General features: G+C 69.8%; 16 protein-coding genes. 15 read left to right on the top strand and 1 reads right to left on the bottom strand.

Translation table 11 applies throughout. The features are described from left to right. Positions 1–136 precede the first annotated feature (136 nt). The 14 genes from BO221_RS54215 to BO221_RS35240 all read left to right on the top strand — a co-directional run bounded on the left by BO221_RS54215 (position 137) and on the right by BO221_RS35240 (position 14,333). A complete protein-coding gene (locus tag BO221_RS54215) occupies positions 137–628 on the top strand; it encodes a hypothetical protein (RefSeq protein WP_073565266.1) in 492 nt (163 codons plus the stop codon). Between the two features lie 201 nt (positions 629–829). Next, on the top strand, positions 830–1,351 hold the full coding sequence (locus BO221_RS35300; RefSeq protein ID WP_073565265.1) for a cell wall protein: 522 nt from the start codon (positions 830–832) through the stop codon (positions 1,349–1,351). Between the two features lie 91 nt (positions 1,352–1,442). Further along, positions 1,443–2,309, top strand: coding sequence for a tryptophan 2,3-dioxygenase (locus BO221_RS35295; RefSeq protein ID WP_073565515.1), 867 nt, complete (start codon positions 1,443–1,445; stop codon positions 2,307–2,309). A 66-nt stretch (positions 2,310–2,375) separates the two neighbouring features. Beyond that, a complete protein-coding gene (locus tag BO221_RS35290; RefSeq protein ID WP_073565264.1) occupies positions 2,376–2,555 on the top strand; it encodes a hypothetical protein in 180 nt (59 codons plus the stop codon). A gap of 62 nt (positions 2,556–2,617) precedes the next feature. Further along, positions 2,618–3,370: a hypothetical protein gene (locus tag BO221_RS35285; protein WP_073565263.1), complete on the top strand. Its 753-nt coding sequence runs from the start codon at positions 2,618–2,620 to the stop codon at positions 3,368–3,370. Positions 3,371–3,456: 86 nt separating this feature from the next. Further along, entirely contained in the window at positions 3,457–4,005 is a 549-nt protein-coding gene (locus BO221_RS35280; RefSeq protein ID WP_073565514.1) for a Uma2 family endonuclease, read from the top strand. Positions 4,006–4,025: 20 nt separating this feature from the next. Next, positions 4,026–5,141, top strand: a complete 1,116-nt coding sequence (locus BO221_RS35275; protein ID WP_073565262.1) for a hypothetical protein — start codon at positions 4,026–4,028, stop codon at positions 5,139–5,141. Positions 5,142–5,303: 162 nt separating this feature from the next. Beyond that, positions 5,304–8,171: a GAF domain-containing protein gene (locus tag BO221_RS35270; RefSeq protein WP_198956251.1), complete on the top strand. Its 2,868-nt coding sequence runs from the start codon at positions 5,304–5,306 to the stop codon at positions 8,169–8,171. Between the two features lie 212 nt (positions 8,172–8,383). Next, positions 8,384–9,913, top strand: coding sequence for an adenylate/guanylate cyclase domain-containing protein (locus BO221_RS35265; protein WP_073565261.1), 1,530 nt, complete (start codon positions 8,384–8,386; stop codon positions 9,911–9,913). Between the two features lie 121 nt (positions 9,914–10,034). Then, complete coding sequence (locus tag BO221_RS35260) at positions 10,035–10,214, top strand: hypothetical protein (protein WP_073565260.1); 180 nt, start codon at positions 10,035–10,037, stop codon at positions 10,212–10,214. A gap of 30 nt (positions 10,215–10,244) precedes the next feature. Continuing rightward, positions 10,245–11,525 (top strand): radical SAM protein, encoded by a 1,281-nt coding sequence (locus tag BO221_RS35255; RefSeq protein WP_073565259.1) that lies wholly within the window; start codon positions 10,245–10,247, stop codon positions 11,523–11,525. A gap of 58 nt (positions 11,526–11,583) precedes the next feature. Continuing rightward, positions 11,584–11,973 carry a type II secretion system protein GspG gene (locus BO221_RS35250; RefSeq protein ID WP_233166392.1) on the top strand — a complete coding sequence of 130 codons (390 nt, stop codon included), beginning with the start codon at positions 11,584–11,586 and terminating at the stop codon, positions 11,971–11,973. A 243-nt stretch (positions 11,974–12,216) separates the two neighbouring features. Then, positions 12,217–13,578, top strand: coding sequence for a universal stress protein (locus BO221_RS35245; protein WP_073565257.1), 1,362 nt, complete (start codon positions 12,217–12,219; stop codon positions 13,576–13,578). Between the two features lie 176 nt (positions 13,579–13,754). After that, entirely contained in the window at positions 13,755–14,333 is a 579-nt protein-coding gene (locus BO221_RS35240) for a hypothetical protein (RefSeq protein WP_043393709.1), read from the top strand. Positions 14,334–14,536: 203 nt separating this feature from the next. Here BO221_RS35240 and BO221_RS35235 read toward each other — a convergent pair whose 3' ends face one another. Further along, complete coding sequence (locus BO221_RS35235; RefSeq protein WP_073565256.1) at positions 14,537–15,067, bottom strand: hypothetical protein; 531 nt, start codon at positions 15,065–15,067, stop codon at positions 14,537–14,539. A 150-nt stretch (positions 15,068–15,217) separates the two neighbouring features. On the opposite strand from BO221_RS35235, the gene BO221_RS35230 reads away from it, so the two are divergent. After that, the gene (locus BO221_RS35230; protein ID WP_073565255.1) at positions 15,218–15,760 is read left to right on the top strand and encodes an O-acetyl-ADP-ribose deacetylase; all 543 of its coding nucleotides are present in this window, start codon (positions 15,218–15,220) and stop codon (positions 15,758–15,760) included. Position 15,761: the final 1 nt, after the last annotated feature.

Below are 15,761 nucleotides of genomic sequence, written 5' to 3'. Positions count from 1 at the left end.
GTTCGGACGCTGGAAAAACCAGGCAACCGCCACGGGGGTTCAACACCTGTCAGGAAGGCGGGAGGGCCCGGGGAGCGGGCGTCCTCCGGGCCCGGTGGTTGTCCGCCTCCGGTGGGGTGGCGATGGTTGTGGGGCCATGGGGCCTTTCGAGATGTTGTCAGGGAAGCAGAGGGAACTGCTGGCGTGCTTCGAGGCGCTGGCACCGGGTGAGGATGGGCTTCCACCGCCAGGGCGGGTGGAGGAGATGCTCGAGGAGCTCTGGCTGCATGTGCGGCTCACGGAGCGTCACCTGCAACCCCTGGTGGTGAGGGTGGAAGGACAGGCGAGGGCCCTCCAGGAGGCCGAGGTCCTCCTGGCGATGCATGAGCTGATGGCCGAGCTGGAGTGGTTTCCCCGGGGCAGCCTCGAGTGGCAGGTGCGGTTGATGGCCCTGGAGGACGCGGCACTGGCCCATGTCCGCTCGCTGGAGCTCCAACTCTTTCCCCGTTTCGCCGAGGCGCTCGATGCACGGGAACAGTCGGACCTCGTCCGGGGTGTAGCGGCCACACGCGAGGAATTGTGGATGGAAATGCGGCGCTCCCAGTCCGTGTTCCGGGCGTTGGATCAGACCGATTCCTGTCTGATTTGACGCTGAACGTATTTTCAGTGTGGGAGGGGTTGCTGACTACAATCTTCACGTCAGACGCAATCTTTATTTATTTTTGAGTGACAACTCGTGTATTGGTGGCGTTATGTCTGGGCGGCTGTTGAATAGAACAGGCCCTTGAACACAACCCCCTGATGGGCCGGCTCGTCCGCCGAGACGGCCATCGAGAGAGGATACACGAGCATGTCGGTCGATAAGGCTTTCCGGGAGATGGTGCGTAACGAGATCGAGGCGCAGCTCAAGCCGCTGCGCGACCTGGTGTCGCGTCTGGAGGCGGGCACGGCGGATCTCGACCGTCTCCGCACGGTGGCGGAGCAGCTGGCTCCCCTGGCGGGCGCGGTGGGCCCCCTGTTTGGCGTGAGCGGTGGCAGCCGCGGTGGTGGTGCGGCTCCGGCCCGCCGCGGTCCGGGCCGTCCGGCTCGCGCCGCTCCGGCTCCCGTCGCGGCGTCCGGTGGCAAGAAGCGCGGCCGCAAGCCGTCCTCCGAGGGTGGCGCCCGCGAGTGCGCCATCAAGGGCTGCGGCAAGCCCAGCCGCACCAAGGGTTACTGCGCCGCGCACTACCAGAAGCTGCGCATGCTGGAGAAGACCAACCGCCGCCCGAACAACTGGGTGGACTACGCCGAGCCCAACAGCGTCGAGGACATCAAGCTGCCGCGTGGCCGCGCCGCCGCCAAGGCGCTCGCCGAGGCCAAGAACGCGGGCTGAGCCGCACTCCCGCAGGGCTGGAGTCGAATCGGACCCTCTCCTTTCTCCCTGGAGGGGGTCCGGTTCTTGCGGGCCCGTGGCGGGCCCGCCATTGTTGGGCATCATGAACAAGCGCGAGCTGGAACCCGGAATCTTCACCGACCTGGCCGGACGGACCACGTACGGCGATTACCTGCAGCTGGACCGTCTGTTGTCCGCGCAGGTGCCCCGCTCGCAGCCGCCCCATCATGATGAGTTGCTCTTCATCATCCAGCATCAGACGAGCGAGCTGTGGATGAAGCTGCTCGTCCACGAGCTGATGGCGGTCATCCGTTACATCCAGGCGGACCACCTGGAGCCTTCGTTCAAAATCTTTTCCCGGGTGGGCCACATCCAGCGGATGCTCTTCGAGCAGTGGAGCGTGCTGGAGACGCTCACGCCCAATGAGTACCTCGAGTTCCGCGGCGCGCTGGGGCAGGCCTCGGGCTTCCAGAGCCACCAGTACCGCGCGCTGGAGTTCCTGCTCGGCCACAAGGACGAGAACGCGCTGGGGCCCTTCCGGCACATGCCGGGCGTGCACGCGCAGCTCGAGCTCATCCTGCAATCGCCCAGTGTGTATGACGAGTTCCTGCGTCACCTGGCGCGCCAGGGCCACGCCGTGCCGGCGGACCGGGTGGAGCGCGACTGGCGTGAGCCGTATGAGAAGAGCGCGGCGGTGATGGAGGTGTTCCGCCACATCTACGAGGCGCCCGAGAAGCACTGGGATGCGTACGAGATGTGCGAGAAGCTGGTGGACGTGGAGGAGCGTTTCCAGCTCTGGCGTTACCGGCACATGATGACGGTGATGCGAGTCATCGGTTTCAAGCAGGGCACCGGCGGCTCCTCGGGCGTGGGCTTCCTGCGCAAGGCGTTGGACCTGCGCTTCTTCCCCGAGCTCTGGGACGTGCGCACCGAGCTCGCTCCCCCGGCGGGCAGGTAGGGCGTCCCGCGCGGCTGCCCCGGGCGGCTCCCATTCCTAGCTTGAGCAGGAAAAGGAGGAGCCACCATGGGCGAGCATGACAGGCCGAAGCGCGAACCCGCGCTTCCCGAGGACGACGAGGGCCATTCCAAGCGTCAGGCCGGAGACCGGCCCATCCCCACTCCGGGCCACATCGGCAATCTTCCCGATGATGCGCCCGGCCCGGGCAAGCCGATCGTCTTTCCGCCACGTACGCCAGAAGACTGAGCCGTCCACCGCGGGAGGAGGGTGCATTGGGTCCCCTCCTCCCCCGTGCTAGAGCGGCTCGCATGCTCGCACCGATCCTCGCCATCGTCCTCGCGGCCAATCCCAGTCCCGCCGACGCCTGGGCCCGTAAGGCCTGTCCTCTTCCAAAGCAGACGCCTGACTCCAACGTCGAGATGAAGTTCATGGAGCAGCAGCGCGCCGAGTGCCTCAAGAAGGCCATGAACAAGGCGCTCGACAAGGTCATCGTCCCCCTCAAGAAGTCCAAGCCTCCCGCCTTCAAGGAATGGATGTCCTTGCAGGCCGACTACAACCGCTGGATGGCCGATGCCTGCGCCGCCGTCGAGGAGGCCAACTGGGTGGACCTCGCCTCCGGTGAGCGCTCCATGGGCACCGGCTATGGCTTCACCGAGAGCCAGTGTCTCCAGCGCCAGTTCGCCTGGCGCGGCTTCTACGCGGACGCTTGGGCTCGCAAGGATTGGAATGCCATTCAACAGGCCCTCCAGGGCTTCTCCGAGTCCGCCCGCAAGGCGCGTGACACCCTCCAGTCCTACCGCTCCAAGGCCCAGGCCGCCGCCGCCCGCGCCCCCGCCCACGTCGAGGAGTCCGACCTCCCCATGCGCCAGCTCGCCCAGGATGACTGGAAGCCCTACCTGGAGCGCCTCGAGCGCGCCGCCTCCGCTCCCGAGGCCATCTCCCGCCGCCAGTGCGCCCTCCACCCCAGCCCCGCTCCCGACTGCGCCCAGCGCCTCACCGGCAGCCTCGTCTCCCAGCTCGACTTCACCGACGCTCTCAACAACCAAGAAACAGGGAATTAAGGAGAGAAACCGGGAATTGAGAAAAAAATGAATTAGCTGTACGACGGCGGGAGGATGTCAGACCCATCGGCAACATGGCATTCCTCATGACCGCCATGTTGAGCACCGCCTTCCTCTCCGACGTCGAGCCCCTTCCCCTGCGCCGCAAGGGGCTCTCGTTGGCCACGCGCCCCGTCAGCGCCCGCTCGGCCACGCTGCATGCCTATGCCGCCTCCCAGCTCGGCGCCGAGCTCATCGCCACCTACGGCGCCGGCCGGAGCACCGCTGGCGGCTGGCTGCTGCTCTCCGGATTGGAAATCCACCTCGGTCAGAGCCTCCTCTCCCCGGACCTCATCGGCTGGCGGCGCGAGCGCCTGCCGCGCATGGCTCGCGGCACCGCGGGCATCGCGCTCGTTCCGGACTGGGTCTGCGAGGTGCTCTCCCACCCCGACGAGCGCGCCCACCTGCTGCCCCTCTACGCCCGCGAGGGCATCCGCCACGTGTGGCTGGTGGACCCCGAGGTGCGCACCCTGGAGGTGCTCCAGCTCGACGGCTCCCGCTATGCGCTCACTGCCCTGCACTCGGGGCTCGCCACCGTCCGTGCCGAACCTTTCCACGCCCTGGAGCTGCCGTTGCGCCTCCTCTGGGCGGAATGAGCGGTTAAGGTACGGCCCTTATGGCCGCCGCTCCCCTCGTCTTCGAGAAGGCCCACGTCCTCTGCTACCGCACCTTTGATATCGCGGAGGAGATCAACCTCGAGCAGGCCCGCCGGGTCATCTCCTCGGATGCCCGCCGCCTGAAGCTCGGCCGGGAGAACAGCCAGTATCTCCAGCTGCCCAATCCGCCCCTGGCCTTCGAGCTGGGCCGGCGCGCGCTCGCCCTGCGCGACGGGCCCGTCACCGTGGACGTCACGGCGCGCCTCTTCGACCATGGCGCCGCCTCCATCATCCTGCGCGTTCCCGTCTCTCCGGACACCACGCTCGAGCCCCTCATCTCGCTCGCCGATGAGCTCTATGACAGCGTGGCCCTCGAGGAGCTCGCCGTGGAGCTCATCGAGTCCGTGCGCAAGATGATTGCCCCCGCCGTGCAGGGGCCGCACCTGTGGGACCAGAACGAGAGCTACACCGTCCTCTTCGTCGAGCGGATTCAAGGCAACCCCACCGCCGAGGAGCTCATGGCACGCGCGGACCTCGCCCGGGTGCTGCTCGGCGAGGTGAACGACAAGCCGCTGTCCCCCCGCGAGCGCGAGGCCGTCACCCAGTCGCGCTTCAGCTACACCGTGGACGACCTGGCCGTCATCGACTGGAACAGCGCCTTCGTCTACGAGCCCTCCGGCTCCAGCGACATTCCGGACCTGCTGGAGGTGGCCAACGCCCAGTTGCTCGAGTTCCGCTACTACGACTTCCTGCTCGACGCGCACATCGGCCGCATCCACGACGAGGTGCAGGCCAAACGCCATGGCTTCCTCGGCCTGCTCCGCAGCCCCTACCGCGCCCTGGCCCGCGAGACGCTCTCCACCCTGGTGGACCTCAACGAGTTCATCGAGCGCGTGGAGAACAGCCTCAAAATCATCGGCGATTTCTACCTGGCCAAGGTGTACGAGGCCTCCGTCAAGCGCATGCGCATTCCGGCGTGGCAGGCCTCGGTGACGCGCAAGCAGCAACTGCTGGCCCAGACGTATGGCCTGCTCAAGGGCGAGGTGGACACCGACCGCAGCCTCACCCTGGAGCTCACCATCGTCCTGCTCATCGTCCTGGAGATCCTCTTCGCCTTCCTCCGGGTCTTCGAGTGACGGCGCGTCCCGTGTGCCGTCGGACATCCGGGTAAAACAGGAAGTTCTGACTATCCTGAATCGAACGCTCGGGCCGGGGGGTGGTGGGCAGCGGTCTGGTACCCGTGGAAAACTTCCACCTCACGCTCGGTGCAGGTGTCGCCCGGGCCTGGGGGGTGGGGCATGCAGGTGCCCGGAAGCAATTTCGTCGCGGCGGTGGAGCGCATGTCGCGCGCGCTGGAGCAACTCGCCTCGGCGCCGTCGGCCATGGCCGTGCTGCAGGAGGTGGTGCGCTGCGCCGCGTCCTCGGTGGGGCTGGAGCGCGCCGCCGTCGCCTGGCTGGATGTGGACGGACGGCTGCTGGCGCAGGCCACCGCCGGGTTATGCCCCGAGGCGCTGGCCGCGTGTGGACGCCGCCTGCTGGACGCCCCGCCTCCGGAGCCCGTGCCCTGGTTGTTCCACCAGACGGAGCGGGGGCTGGCGCCGGGGCTCTCCGGGGTGATGGATGGGCTGGGGGCGGCGTCGCTGCTGGCCCTGCCGGTGCGGACCGCGGGCGGTGGCACCGTGGGCGTGCTGCTGGGGCCCTCGCCGGAGCCGCGGGGCTTCTCGCCGGAGGAGCTGCGGCGCTTCACCCTCTACGCGCAGCTGGCCGGGCTGGCCATCGAGCGCGGCCGGTGGGTGGAGTCCGCGCGCACCTCGGCGTTGCAGGCCCGCGCCGAGGCCGAGCAGGCCGAGCTGCTGCGCCTCATCAGCTTCCAGGCGGTGACGGAGGCCTTCGGCCGCGCCCTCACCCGTGAGGACGTGGGCCGGGCGGTGCTGGAGCTGGGCGTGCCCGCCGTGGGCGCGCTGGGCGGCACGGTGCACCAGGCCTCGGCGGATGGGAGCGCGGTGGAGCTGGTGGCGGCGGTGGGCGCGGACGAGAAGGCGCTCGCCCCGGTGCGCTCCATGCCGAGGGAGATGCTGGAGATGCCCGGCTTCGACGCCGCGGCGCGGGGCATGCCGGTGTGGCTGGAGTCCCTGGAGGACGCGCGGGCCCGTTACCCCGCCTTCGTGGCGTACATGTCGCGCCAGCCCTGCCAGGCCTTCGCCTTCCTGCCCCTGCGCGTGGAGCAGCGCGGCCTGGGGCTGCTGACCTTCGGCTTCGCCCAGGCGCGGCACTTCACCGAGCTGGAGCGCACCCTGATGATGGGGCTGGCCCGCCAGTGCGCCCAGGCCATGGAGCGCGCCCGCCTCTACGAGAACGAGCGCACGGCCCGTCTCCAGGCCGAGGCCGCCGGGCAGCGGCTGCAACTGCTCGCCGACGCGGGCGTGCTGCTGTCCGGCTCCCTGGAGTGGGAGTCCACGGTGGCCAGCGTGGCACGGCTCGCCGTGGGCGGCTTCTCGGACTGGTGCGCGGTGGACTTCCTCGACGACCACGGCGCCCTGCGGCGGCTCACCGTGCAGCACGTGCGCCCCGAGCGCTCGCTGATGCATGACAAGATTGAAAGCTACTCCCCGGAGCGCGTCCGGCCCTCGGCCATCACCGAGGTGGTGCGCACCGGGCGCTCGCAACTCGTCACCGGGCTGGTGCCCCCCTTCACGCGCGAGGTGGAGGCTCGTCCTGGAGAGCGGGCCGTGGGCGGCTCGTTCCTCATCGTGCCGCTGGTGGCTCGCCAGCGCACCCTGGGCGCCATGTCCTTCGTGCGCGGGCCCGAGAGCCCTCCCTTCGCCGACGCGGATCGCTCGCTGGCCGAGGACCTGGCCGCTCGCACGGGCATGGCCATCGACAACGCCCGCCTGCTGCGCAAGGCCCGCTCCGCCGAGGCCGAGTCCCGCCGCAACGCCGCGCGCCTGCGCAGCCTCGTGGATGTGGACAAGTTGTTGGCCGAGGCCGGCCTGGACCTGCCCGCGGTGTTGGATGTGATTGCCCGCAAGGTGTCCGAGGTGATGGGGGATGGTTGTGTGCTTCAGCTCATGGCCGAGGACGGGGCCTTCCTGGAACCCGTCACCATCCACCACCCGGAGCCGGAGGCTCGCTGGCTGCTGGCCGGCACGGTGCACGCGCGGCGGCAGAAGCTGGGCGAGGGCCTCCACGGTGGCGCCGTCTCCAACGGGCACGCGGTGCTGCTGCCGGACATCGACGTGGAGGAGGCGCGGGCCTCGGGCGGACTGCCCGAGTACCTGCCCTACCTGGACCGCTACGGCCCGCAGAGCCTGCTGGTGGTGCCGCTGACGGTGAAGGGGCGCGTGTTCGGCAGCCTGGGCGTGGTGCGCGACGTGGCCGGCGGCCGGCCCTTCGGCGAGGAGGACCAGATGTTGCTGCAGAGCCTCGGCGAGCGCGCCGCCCTGGCCATCGAGGACGCGCGGCTGTACGGCGCCGCCACCGAGGCCGTGCGCCTGCGCGATGACTTCCTCTCCGTGGCGGGGCACGAGCTGAAGACGCCGCTGAGCGCGCTGCGGCTGCAGATTCAAATGCTGGCGCGCACGGCTCGCGAGGTGGCCACCACTCCGGGATTGGCCCAGCGCGTGGAGAAGGCCGAGCGCACCAGCGAGCGGCTGGGCGCTTTGATAGACGAGCTGCTGGACGCGGGACGCATCACCGCCGGGCGCCTGAAGCTGGAGCGCGAGGAGGTGGACCTGGCGGCGCTGACACGCGACACCGCGGGCCGCATGTCCGAGGCCCTCGCCCGCACCGGCAGCGAGGTGAAGTTGGTGGCCGATGTCCCCGTGCCAGGCCGCTGGGATCGGGTGCGGCTGGAGCAGGTGGTGGGCAATCTGCTGTCCAACGCCGCCAAGTACGGGCGCGGTCAGCCCGTGGAGGTGCGCGTCGAGTCCGGGTTGGATGGCCGGGCCCGGCTCGTGGTGAAGGACCACGGGATTGGGATTGCCCCCGAGGACCAGGCCCGCATCTTCGAGCGATTCGAGCGCGCCGTGAATGGTCAGCAGTTCAATGGGCTCGGGCTGGGGTTGTGGATCTGCCGGGAGATCGTCGAGTCACACGGGGGGCATATCCTGGTGTGCAGCACTCCCGGCGAGGGGTCCACCTTCACCGTGGAGTTGCCTCGGGAGTAGGACGGATTCGTGGGTGGGTCTCCAGGGGAGAACCCGGGGGACTGATACCCTCACCCCAGCCCTCTCCCGGAGGGCGAGGGGGCATACACGGGTACAAACCCCTGAAATCAGGTAGGTTTCTGGCTGCCTGGCGCCCCGCCGGGGGAGTTTGGACGCGATGTGTCTCGACCCCGAAGGCTGCGGTACGCTGGACCCCTGAATCACCCTTTTCGATGGTGGATGACCGTTTGACCCGTGCCGATGGCAGCAACCGCTCCGCGGTTCGCGCTGACAGCCCTCTCTTCGGCGAGCTCCTGCTCAAGCTCGGCATCGTCACGCCCAATCAAATCGAAGAGGCCCTCGCCCTCCAGTCCCTCAATGGTCAGCGGCTCGGCGAGGCCCTCATCTCCCTGGGCTACGTCACCCGCGAGCAGATTCAAGATGCCCTGGGCGAGGCGCTCGGCCTCCACAACGCCCCCCAGGGTTTCACCCCCGTCCAGCCCCCCCTCGGCGAGCTGCTCGTGGGCCTCAAGTACCTCACCGTCGCCCAGCTCGACGAGGCGCTCGCCCTCCAGCGCCGCACCGGCCGCAAGCTGGGCGAAATCGTCGTCGAGAACGGGTACTGCACCTACAAGCAGCTCTACGAGGGGCTCGGCCTCCAGAACCGCGTCACCGGCCGCCAGGAGCCTCCCGCCCGCACCACCCAGCCCCAGGAGGGCGGCCATCACCGCGTCATGGTCGTCGACGACAGCCCCCTGGCCACGGCCTTCGTCCAGGATGGGCTCGTGTCGCTCGGCTACGAGGTCATCTGCTTCCAGGACCCGTACGAGGCCCTCGAGCAGGTGGGCAAGGTGCAGCCCGCCATCGTCCTGAGCGACCTGGACATGCCCGGCATCGACGGCATGGAGCTGTGCCGCCGCATCAAGGAAGGCCCCAGCCGGGCCATGCCCGTCATCATCCTCACCGCCAACGACAACGACGCCGAGCGCGTGAAGGGCCTGCGCGCGGGTGCGGATGACTACGTCAACAAGTCCGCCTCCATGGACGAGCTCGCCGCGCGCATCGAAAGCGTCATGCGCCGCACCGGCGAGACCGAGCGGATGCGCAAGCTCTTCGCCCGCTACACCTCCGACGCCGTCGTCGAGGAGATCCTCAAGAGCCCCGACTCGGTGGTGCTCACCGGCGAGAAGCGCGAGGTCACCATCCTCTTCGCCGACATCCGCAACTTCACCGGGCTCGCGGACAGTCTGCCTCCCGAGCAGACCGTCGGTGTCTTGAATCAGGTGCTGGGCGGGCTGTCCGACGCGGTGCTCACCTGCGGCGGGACGTTGGACAAGTTCCTGGGCGATGGGCTCATGGCCGTCTTCGGCGCGCCGGTGTTCCGCGAGGACGATGCGCTGCGCGCCCTCCAGTCCGCGAAGATGATGATGGCCTTCATGGTCGAGCTGCGCCAGCGCGCCGAGGCCGAGTGGGCCACCACCCGCCAGGGCCGTCCCCTCACGTTGGAGCTGGGCATCGGCATCAACTCGGGCATGGCCGTGGCCGGCAACATCGGCGGCGCCATGCGCACCGAATACACCTGCATCGGCGACTCGGTGAACGTGGCCGCGCGGCTGTGCGCCCTGGCCGGGCCGGGGGAAATCCTCGTCGGCGAGCGCACCGTGGAACTGCTGGCCGGCCACGAGTCGAACTTCGACGAGCTGCCCCCCGTGCGCCTCAAGGGCAAGCCCCACCCGGTGCCACTCTTCCGCGCCCTCTGGTAGGTGCACCCGCGTGCCGGTGGGAGCCCGCGAGGCCTTCGCGTATTTCTGGGTTGGCGCGTTGACAGACAGTGCGTCCTTCATTCACCCTAGAAGGCCCACTACTCGGTCGGAAGGGACTGTCATGACGAAGGTCGAGAAGAAGTTCCCCCGCAGCAAGGTCATCGAGCGTCAGAACGAGAAGGCCCGTGAGGTCCTCGAGCTGGACGAGGGCTCCCTCGAGAGCGTGCGCGGCGGCAGCGCCAAGTACGGCCTCCCGCCTCCGGTGCTGGAGCTGGATCCCGTCATCGTCCGGCAGCCGTAGTCTCTCCTCACCGTTCGCGCCCCCCCGCCCATGCCACCTCCGGTCGTCCAGCCCCGCACGGCCTATGCCGTGTGGGAGCTCACCCTGAAGTGCAACCTCGCCTGTGGACACTGCGGCTCCCGGGCGGGGGACAAGCGCAACGATGAGCTCTCCCCCCAGGAGGCGCTCGACCTGGTCCGCCAGCTGGCCGACGTGGGCATCCAGGAAGTCACCATCGAAGGGGGAGAAGCCTTCCTGCGTCCGGACTGGCTGGAGATCGCCAGGGCCATCACGGACGCCGGTATGCGCTGCACGATGACGACGGGCGGTTATGGCCTGTCGCGCGAGACGGCGCGCAAGATGAAGGACGCGGGCATCGCCCATGTCTCCGTGTCGGTGGACGGCCTGGAGGCCACGCACGACCGCATCCGCGGCAAGCCCCGCTCCTTCTTCTTCTGCTTCCAGACGCTGGGCCACTTCCGCGAGGTGGGCCTGCCCTTCAGCGCCAACACGCAGATCAACCGCCTGTCCGCCCCCGAGCTGCCCGCCCTCTACGAGCGTCTGAGGGACGCCGGCATCCGCGCGTGGCAGGTGCAGCTCACCACGCCCATGGGCAACGGCGCGGACAACGCGTGGATGCTGCTGCAGCCAGCGGAGCTGCCGGACTTCTACCGGATGCTCGCGCGCATCGCGCGGCGGTCCCAAGAGGAGTCGCGCGTGGCGTTGGTGCCCGCCAACGACATTGGTTACTACGGCCCGTACGACGACCTGCTCTTCGCGAGCGCGGGCAAGGTGTGGGCGGGCTGCAAGGCCGGCCTGTCCGTGCTGGGCATTCATGCCGATGGCGGCATCAAGGGCTGCCCCACGCTGCCGTCCGAGTACGTGGGCGGCAACATCCGCAAGCAGCCGCTGGCCGATATCCTCGAGACGCGCGAGCTGACCTTCAACGTGGACGCGGGCACGGAGGCGGGCACGGCCCACATGTGGGGGTACTGCGGGAGCTGCAAGTACGCCGCCGCGTGCCGGGGCGGGTGCAGCCAGCAGGCGCACGTGCTCTTCGACAAGCGCGGCAACAATCCGTTCTGTCATTACCGCACGCTGGAACTGGCCGGGCGCGGCCTGCGCGAGCGCGTCGTTCCGGGCAAGCCGGGACCGGGCCGGCCCTTCGACCACGGTGTCTTCGACCTGCTGGTGGAGCCGGTGGACGCGCCCTGGCCCGCGGATGATACGCACCGCTTCACCTACGAGCGCGTGCAGTGGCCCGCCGGTTGGGAGGCCTTCCCCGTGCCCGAGCCCAAGGCGCAGAGCGCGGCCCAGGCCGTGGGGGCGTAGCGCCTCGGACGCCTGCCCGGGTGCTTCGCTCGCGCGTGCTCTGTGGTAAGCCCCCACCGTGACGACGCCGCGCCGCCGCATTCATCCGATGGTCATCTTCCTGCCGATCGCCTTCGTGGCCCTCGGCCTCTCCGTGTGGCTCGGCCTGCGCGGCAAGCATGATCCGGGCGCTGCCCAGGTTCACGCCGACTTCGCTCGCATCCTCGCGGCGCTCGAGGCCTACCGCGCCGACCACGGCTCCATCCCCGACGAGGGGGACTTGTCCTTCCTCGTGCCCAAGTACCTCCCCGCCGAGCCCTCGGACCCCTGGGGCCACCCGTACGCCTTCGCCAGCGATGGGCAGCGGCCCTTCCTCCAGTCCTATGGGCAGGATGGGTTGCGCGGCGGCAATGGTCCCAATCAGGACCACACGAACCACGACGGCCATGCCGCCGTGGGGACCCGGTAGGTTCCCGAAGGCCTGACCCTCACCCCAGCCCTCTCCCAGAGGGAGAGGGGGTTTGCACGGATTCAGCCCTTGTTCCCCGGCACCCTCACCCCGTCACTCTCCCGGCGGGAGAGGGGAGGGGCGTCCTGGTGGGGACTCTCGTGGCCGGGGGCCTCCTGGCCTTTCGTGCAATGCCCATCCTCCCGTCGAGGGTTTTCCTCGAAGAGGGCATTCCCCTCCTCGCGCCCTCGGTGGGAGGTTGTCATGGCCGTCGTGTGCGCAATCAACCTGACCGAAGCCTCGAGCCGCTCCGCCCGGGCCGCCGCCGCCATCGCCGCCCGTCTCGGTGAGCCCCTCTGGTTGCTCGGCTTCCCCCACACCGAGCACTCCTCACGCCCAGGCTCCCGCGCCCGCGACGAGGCCCGCACCCGGCTCTCCGCCGAGGTCTCCCGCCTGCGCACCCCCGGCCTCTCCGTCGAAGCCTGGTTGCTGGATGGCCCTCCCGGCACCGTGCTCGTCCAGGACGAGCGCGTCCGCCGCGCCAGCCTCCTCATCGTCTCCGCCGAGGGCTGGGGCCACCTCCCCGCCTGGCACCGCACCCCCGTCTACGAGCGGGTGGCCCAGCAGGCCCACGTCCCCGTGCTCGTGGTGCGCCGCCGGGGCGACGCCCTCATCGATTGGGCCCTCGGCCGGCGCCGCCTCCAGGTGCTCGTCGGCGTGGATGACTCGCGCGCCTCGGCCGCCGCCATCGCCTGGCTGCACGAGCTGCGCCGCGTGGGCGCCTGTGACGTCCTCGCCGCCTCCGTGTGCTCTCCCGTGGAGGAGCGCGAGCGTCTGGGCATCCACACCCCCGTGCACCTCGAGGTGTTGGACCCCGTGGTGCGCCGCATCGAGGTGTTGGACCCGCAGGTGGAGCGCGTGTTGTTGCGCGAGTTGAGCGAACGCGTGGGCGAATTGCCCGGAGAGGGCCGTCTGGAGTTGCTCCTGGAGCCCGGCTTCGGCCGCCCCGCGGACCACCTGCTGCACGTGGCGCATGAGCACGCCGTGGACCTCGTCCTCGTGGGCAACCACCAGCGCGGCGGCCTCGCCCGGCTGTGGCACGGCTCCGTGTCCGCCGGCGTGCTGCGCCATGCCGAGCAGTCCGTGGCGTGCGTGCCCTCCACCCAGCCTACGGCCCGCAAGAGCATCCCGCCTCGCAGCGTCCTGGTTCCCGTCGACTTCTCCGAGGCCAGCTCCCGCGCCATCTCCCAGGCCCGCTCGCTCGTGCGCCCCGGCGGCCGCGTCCACCTGCTCCACGTGCACCGCCGCCGCCCCGCCGACCGCTCCTGGGTGATGGACCAGTACGGCGTGGTGCCCGAGCCCCCTCGCGAGCAGTCCGCCGTCCTCGCCCGCCTCCAGGCCCTCGTGCCCCACGAGGACGGCGCCTCCGAGGTACAGTGGACCCTGGAGGGCGTCACCGGCGACGACGTGGCCCGCGCCATCTGCCAGGCCACCGAACGCGAGGGCGTGGACCTGGTGTGCCTGGGTACGTCTGACGCGCCGGGTCATTCCCACTACCTCGATGAGGCCGTGGCCCGCACCCTCGTGGAGCGCTGCCGCCGCCCCGTCGTGGTCCTCCACGCCTGACCCTCCCCGAGAGGTTTTCCTCCCTCCCCCGTTGTTTTTGCAACTCCGTGGAAAGACTGGGGGATTTCCGCTTCCGGGGCCGGTTTCCAGGCCCCGGAGCCGTTGCGGGGTTCGACGGGAAACCTGATTTGCGTTAGGCTTTCTCAAAAGCAGTCAACGACGGGGGAGGTCTGCCTTTGACACCGCGAGGGTACCGCGAAGAGGAGCTCGTAGCGAACCGCGCTTCGGTGCTCCTGAGCGGCGGCACGGAAGATGAGCGGCGCACGTGGGCGGCGACGGCGGCGAGGAACTTTTCCAAGGAGGGGCCCCTGGTGGAGGTCCGCCAGACCGAGCAGGTCGGCGAGGCCCTCAAACAGCCCCGGGGGGTGGTCTTCATCCCCGATGTGGCCCGGCTGAGCATCCCCGCCCAGGGCCTCATCGTCCGCTGCCTCCAGACCCAGGAGGAGCGTCCCAAAATCGTCGTCGGCCTCTCCGGCGGCGTCGAGCAGGCCCGCACCAAGGGCACCCTGCGCGAGGACCTCCTCTACCGGCTTCACCTCGCCCAGGTGGACCTCACCACCGAGGGCATGCGCGAGCTCATCGCCCAGCGCCGCGCCCAGCTCGCCGCCGACGAGGCCGCCCGCAAGGCCGAGGCCGAGCGCCTCGCCGCCGAGAAGGCCGCTCAGCTCAAGGCCTCGGGCATCTCCATGAAGAGCTCTCGCATGCGCAGCAAGGTCGCTCCGCGCGCGACTTCGCCCAAGGTGACTCGCAGGTAGCTCGGCGGGCCCGCACGGGTGGAACCCGGGGTCCGGGCACCCTCACCCCGGGGGGCTTGCCCCCCCTTTGAACGACGGGGGGACCCTCTCCCGAGGGGAGAGGGGAGGTGTCTCCGTGTGGGTGAGGGGCTCCGTGTTGCTCGACGGGCTCCGTAAGCTGGGGCTCCGTCACTTGGGCTCCGGGCCGGCTCTCCGGGGTCGGCTCAGTGTTTGTGCTTCTGGCCCCGCTTCGCCTTGAAGCCTTGTTCCGGCGCCGTCACCCGCTTGGGTGCCGTGGCCGAGGCCATCGTCTTGCGGCCCTGCGTCCGCGCCGTCTTGCGCGTCGTCCGCCGCTTCGCCGGGTTGGGCAACTGCTCCTCCACGTCCGCCGAGACGATCAGCGGCTTGGGCGCCGGCTGCGCCTTCTTGATGCGCTCCTTCGCCGCCCGCGCCTCTTCCAGCACCCGCTCCGCCGTGGCCCGGACCTCCGGTGAGGGCTGCTTCTTCTCCGGACGGGTCCTCTCCGGTGGCGGCCGGTACAGCGCCGGCTCCCGCTGCTGGTGCTCCATCACCGAGTTCCCACTCCCCGGCCGCCGCGGCTCCTCCCGCTCCTCCCGCGGCAGCCACTCCCTCAGCCGGTCCAGGGTCCTCAAGGCCGTGGCCGTCCCCTCCACCACCCACCACACTCCCTTGGTGCCCAGCCGCAACGCCTCGTCCTTCACTCGTCCCACCAGGCGGATCCCCATCGTCGCCATGTGTGTCCCTTCCCTGTCCGATGTCTTTCCGGCCAAGGTATGCACGCGGGGAATACCTGGAAGCACCGCGTCATGATTCCGGCCGCCCGCGGGGCTGTCAGTCCCTCCAGCGCCCGCTCGTCCGCTCGGCCCCTCTCCCAGGAGCACTCAATGACCCAGAACCCCACCGATGACCGCCTGGTGCTGACCCAGGGCAACATCACCCGGGTGGACGCGGATGCCATCGTCAACGCGGCCAATACCTCCCTGCTCGGGGGTGGAGGCGTGGATGGCGCCATCCACCGCGCCGCCGGGCCCGGCCTGCTCGACGAGTGCCGCACCCTTCGTGGCTGCCCCACCGGCGAGGCCCGCATCACCGGCGGCTACAACCTCCCCGCCCGCCACGTCATCCACACCGTGGGCCCCGTCTGGCAGGGCGGCCACAAGGGCGAGCGCGAGACACTCGCGCGCTGCTACCGCTCCGTCTTCGAGCTCGTCGAGCGCCAGGGCCTGCGCTCCGTGGCCTTCCCCTCCATCTCCACCGGCGCCTTCCGCTTCCCCATCTCCGAGGCCGCTCCCATCGCCCTGCGCGAGATGCGCGCCGCCCTCGCGCGTCTGCCCCAGCTCGAGCGGGTGACGGTGGTCCTCTTCAGCCCCGAGGACCTCGACGTGTACCGCCAGGCGCTCGCCGCGCTGGGAGCCACCTCCTCCTGAA

The organism is Archangium sp. Cb G35 (assembly GCF_001896145.1).
Classification (GTDB): domain Bacteria; phylum Myxococcota; class Myxococcia; order Myxococcales; family Myxococcaceae; genus Archangium; species Archangium violaceum.
This window is presented reverse-complemented; position numbering and strand designations above follow the sequence as displayed.

What these genes read in the sequence shown, in the direction of transcription:
- BO221_RS54215 (WP_073565266.1), top strand. Translation starts at nt 137, where the DNA reads ATGGGGCCTTTCGAGATGTTGTCAGGGAAGCAGAGGGAACTGCTGGCG.
- BO221_RS35300 (WP_073565265.1), top strand. Translation starts at nt 830, where the DNA reads ATGTCGGTCGATAAGGCTTTCCGGGAGATGGTGCGTAACGAGATCGAG.
- BO221_RS35290 (WP_073565264.1), top strand. Translation starts at nt 2,376, where the DNA reads ATGGGCGAGCATGACAGGCCGAAGCGCGAACCCGCGCTTCCCGAGGAC.
- BO221_RS35285 (WP_073565263.1), top strand. Translation starts at nt 2,618, where the DNA reads ATGCTCGCACCGATCCTCGCCATCGTCCTCGCGGCCAATCCCAGTCCC.
- BO221_RS35280 (WP_073565514.1), top strand. Translation starts at nt 3,457, where the DNA reads ATGACCGCCATGTTGAGCACCGCCTTCCTCTCCGACGTCGAGCCCCTT.
- BO221_RS35275 (WP_073565262.1), top strand. Translation starts at nt 4,026, where the DNA reads ATGGCCGCCGCTCCCCTCGTCTTCGAGAAGGCCCACGTCCTCTGCTAC.
- BO221_RS35270 (WP_198956251.1), top strand. Translation starts at nt 5,304, where the DNA reads ATGCAGGTGCCCGGAAGCAATTTCGTCGCGGCGGTGGAGCGCATGTCG.
- BO221_RS35265 (WP_073565261.1), top strand. Translation starts at nt 8,384, where the DNA reads ATGGTGGATGACCGTTTGACCCGTGCCGATGGCAGCAACCGCTCCGCG.
- BO221_RS35260 (WP_073565260.1), top strand. Translation starts at nt 10,035, where the DNA reads ATGACGAAGGTCGAGAAGAAGTTCCCCCGCAGCAAGGTCATCGAGCGT.
- BO221_RS35255 (WP_073565259.1), top strand. Translation starts at nt 10,245, where the DNA reads ATGCCACCTCCGGTCGTCCAGCCCCGCACGGCCTATGCCGTGTGGGAG.
- BO221_RS35245 (WP_073565257.1), top strand. Translation starts at nt 12,217, where the DNA reads ATGGCCGTCGTGTGCGCAATCAACCTGACCGAAGCCTCGAGCCGCTCC.
- BO221_RS35235 (WP_073565256.1), bottom strand. Translation starts at nt 15,067, where the DNA reads ATGGCGACGATGGGGATCCGCCTGGTGGGACGAGTGAAGGACGAGGCG.
- BO221_RS35230 (WP_073565255.1), top strand. Translation starts at nt 15,218, where the DNA reads ATGACCCAGAACCCCACCGATGACCGCCTGGTGCTGACCCAGGGCAAC.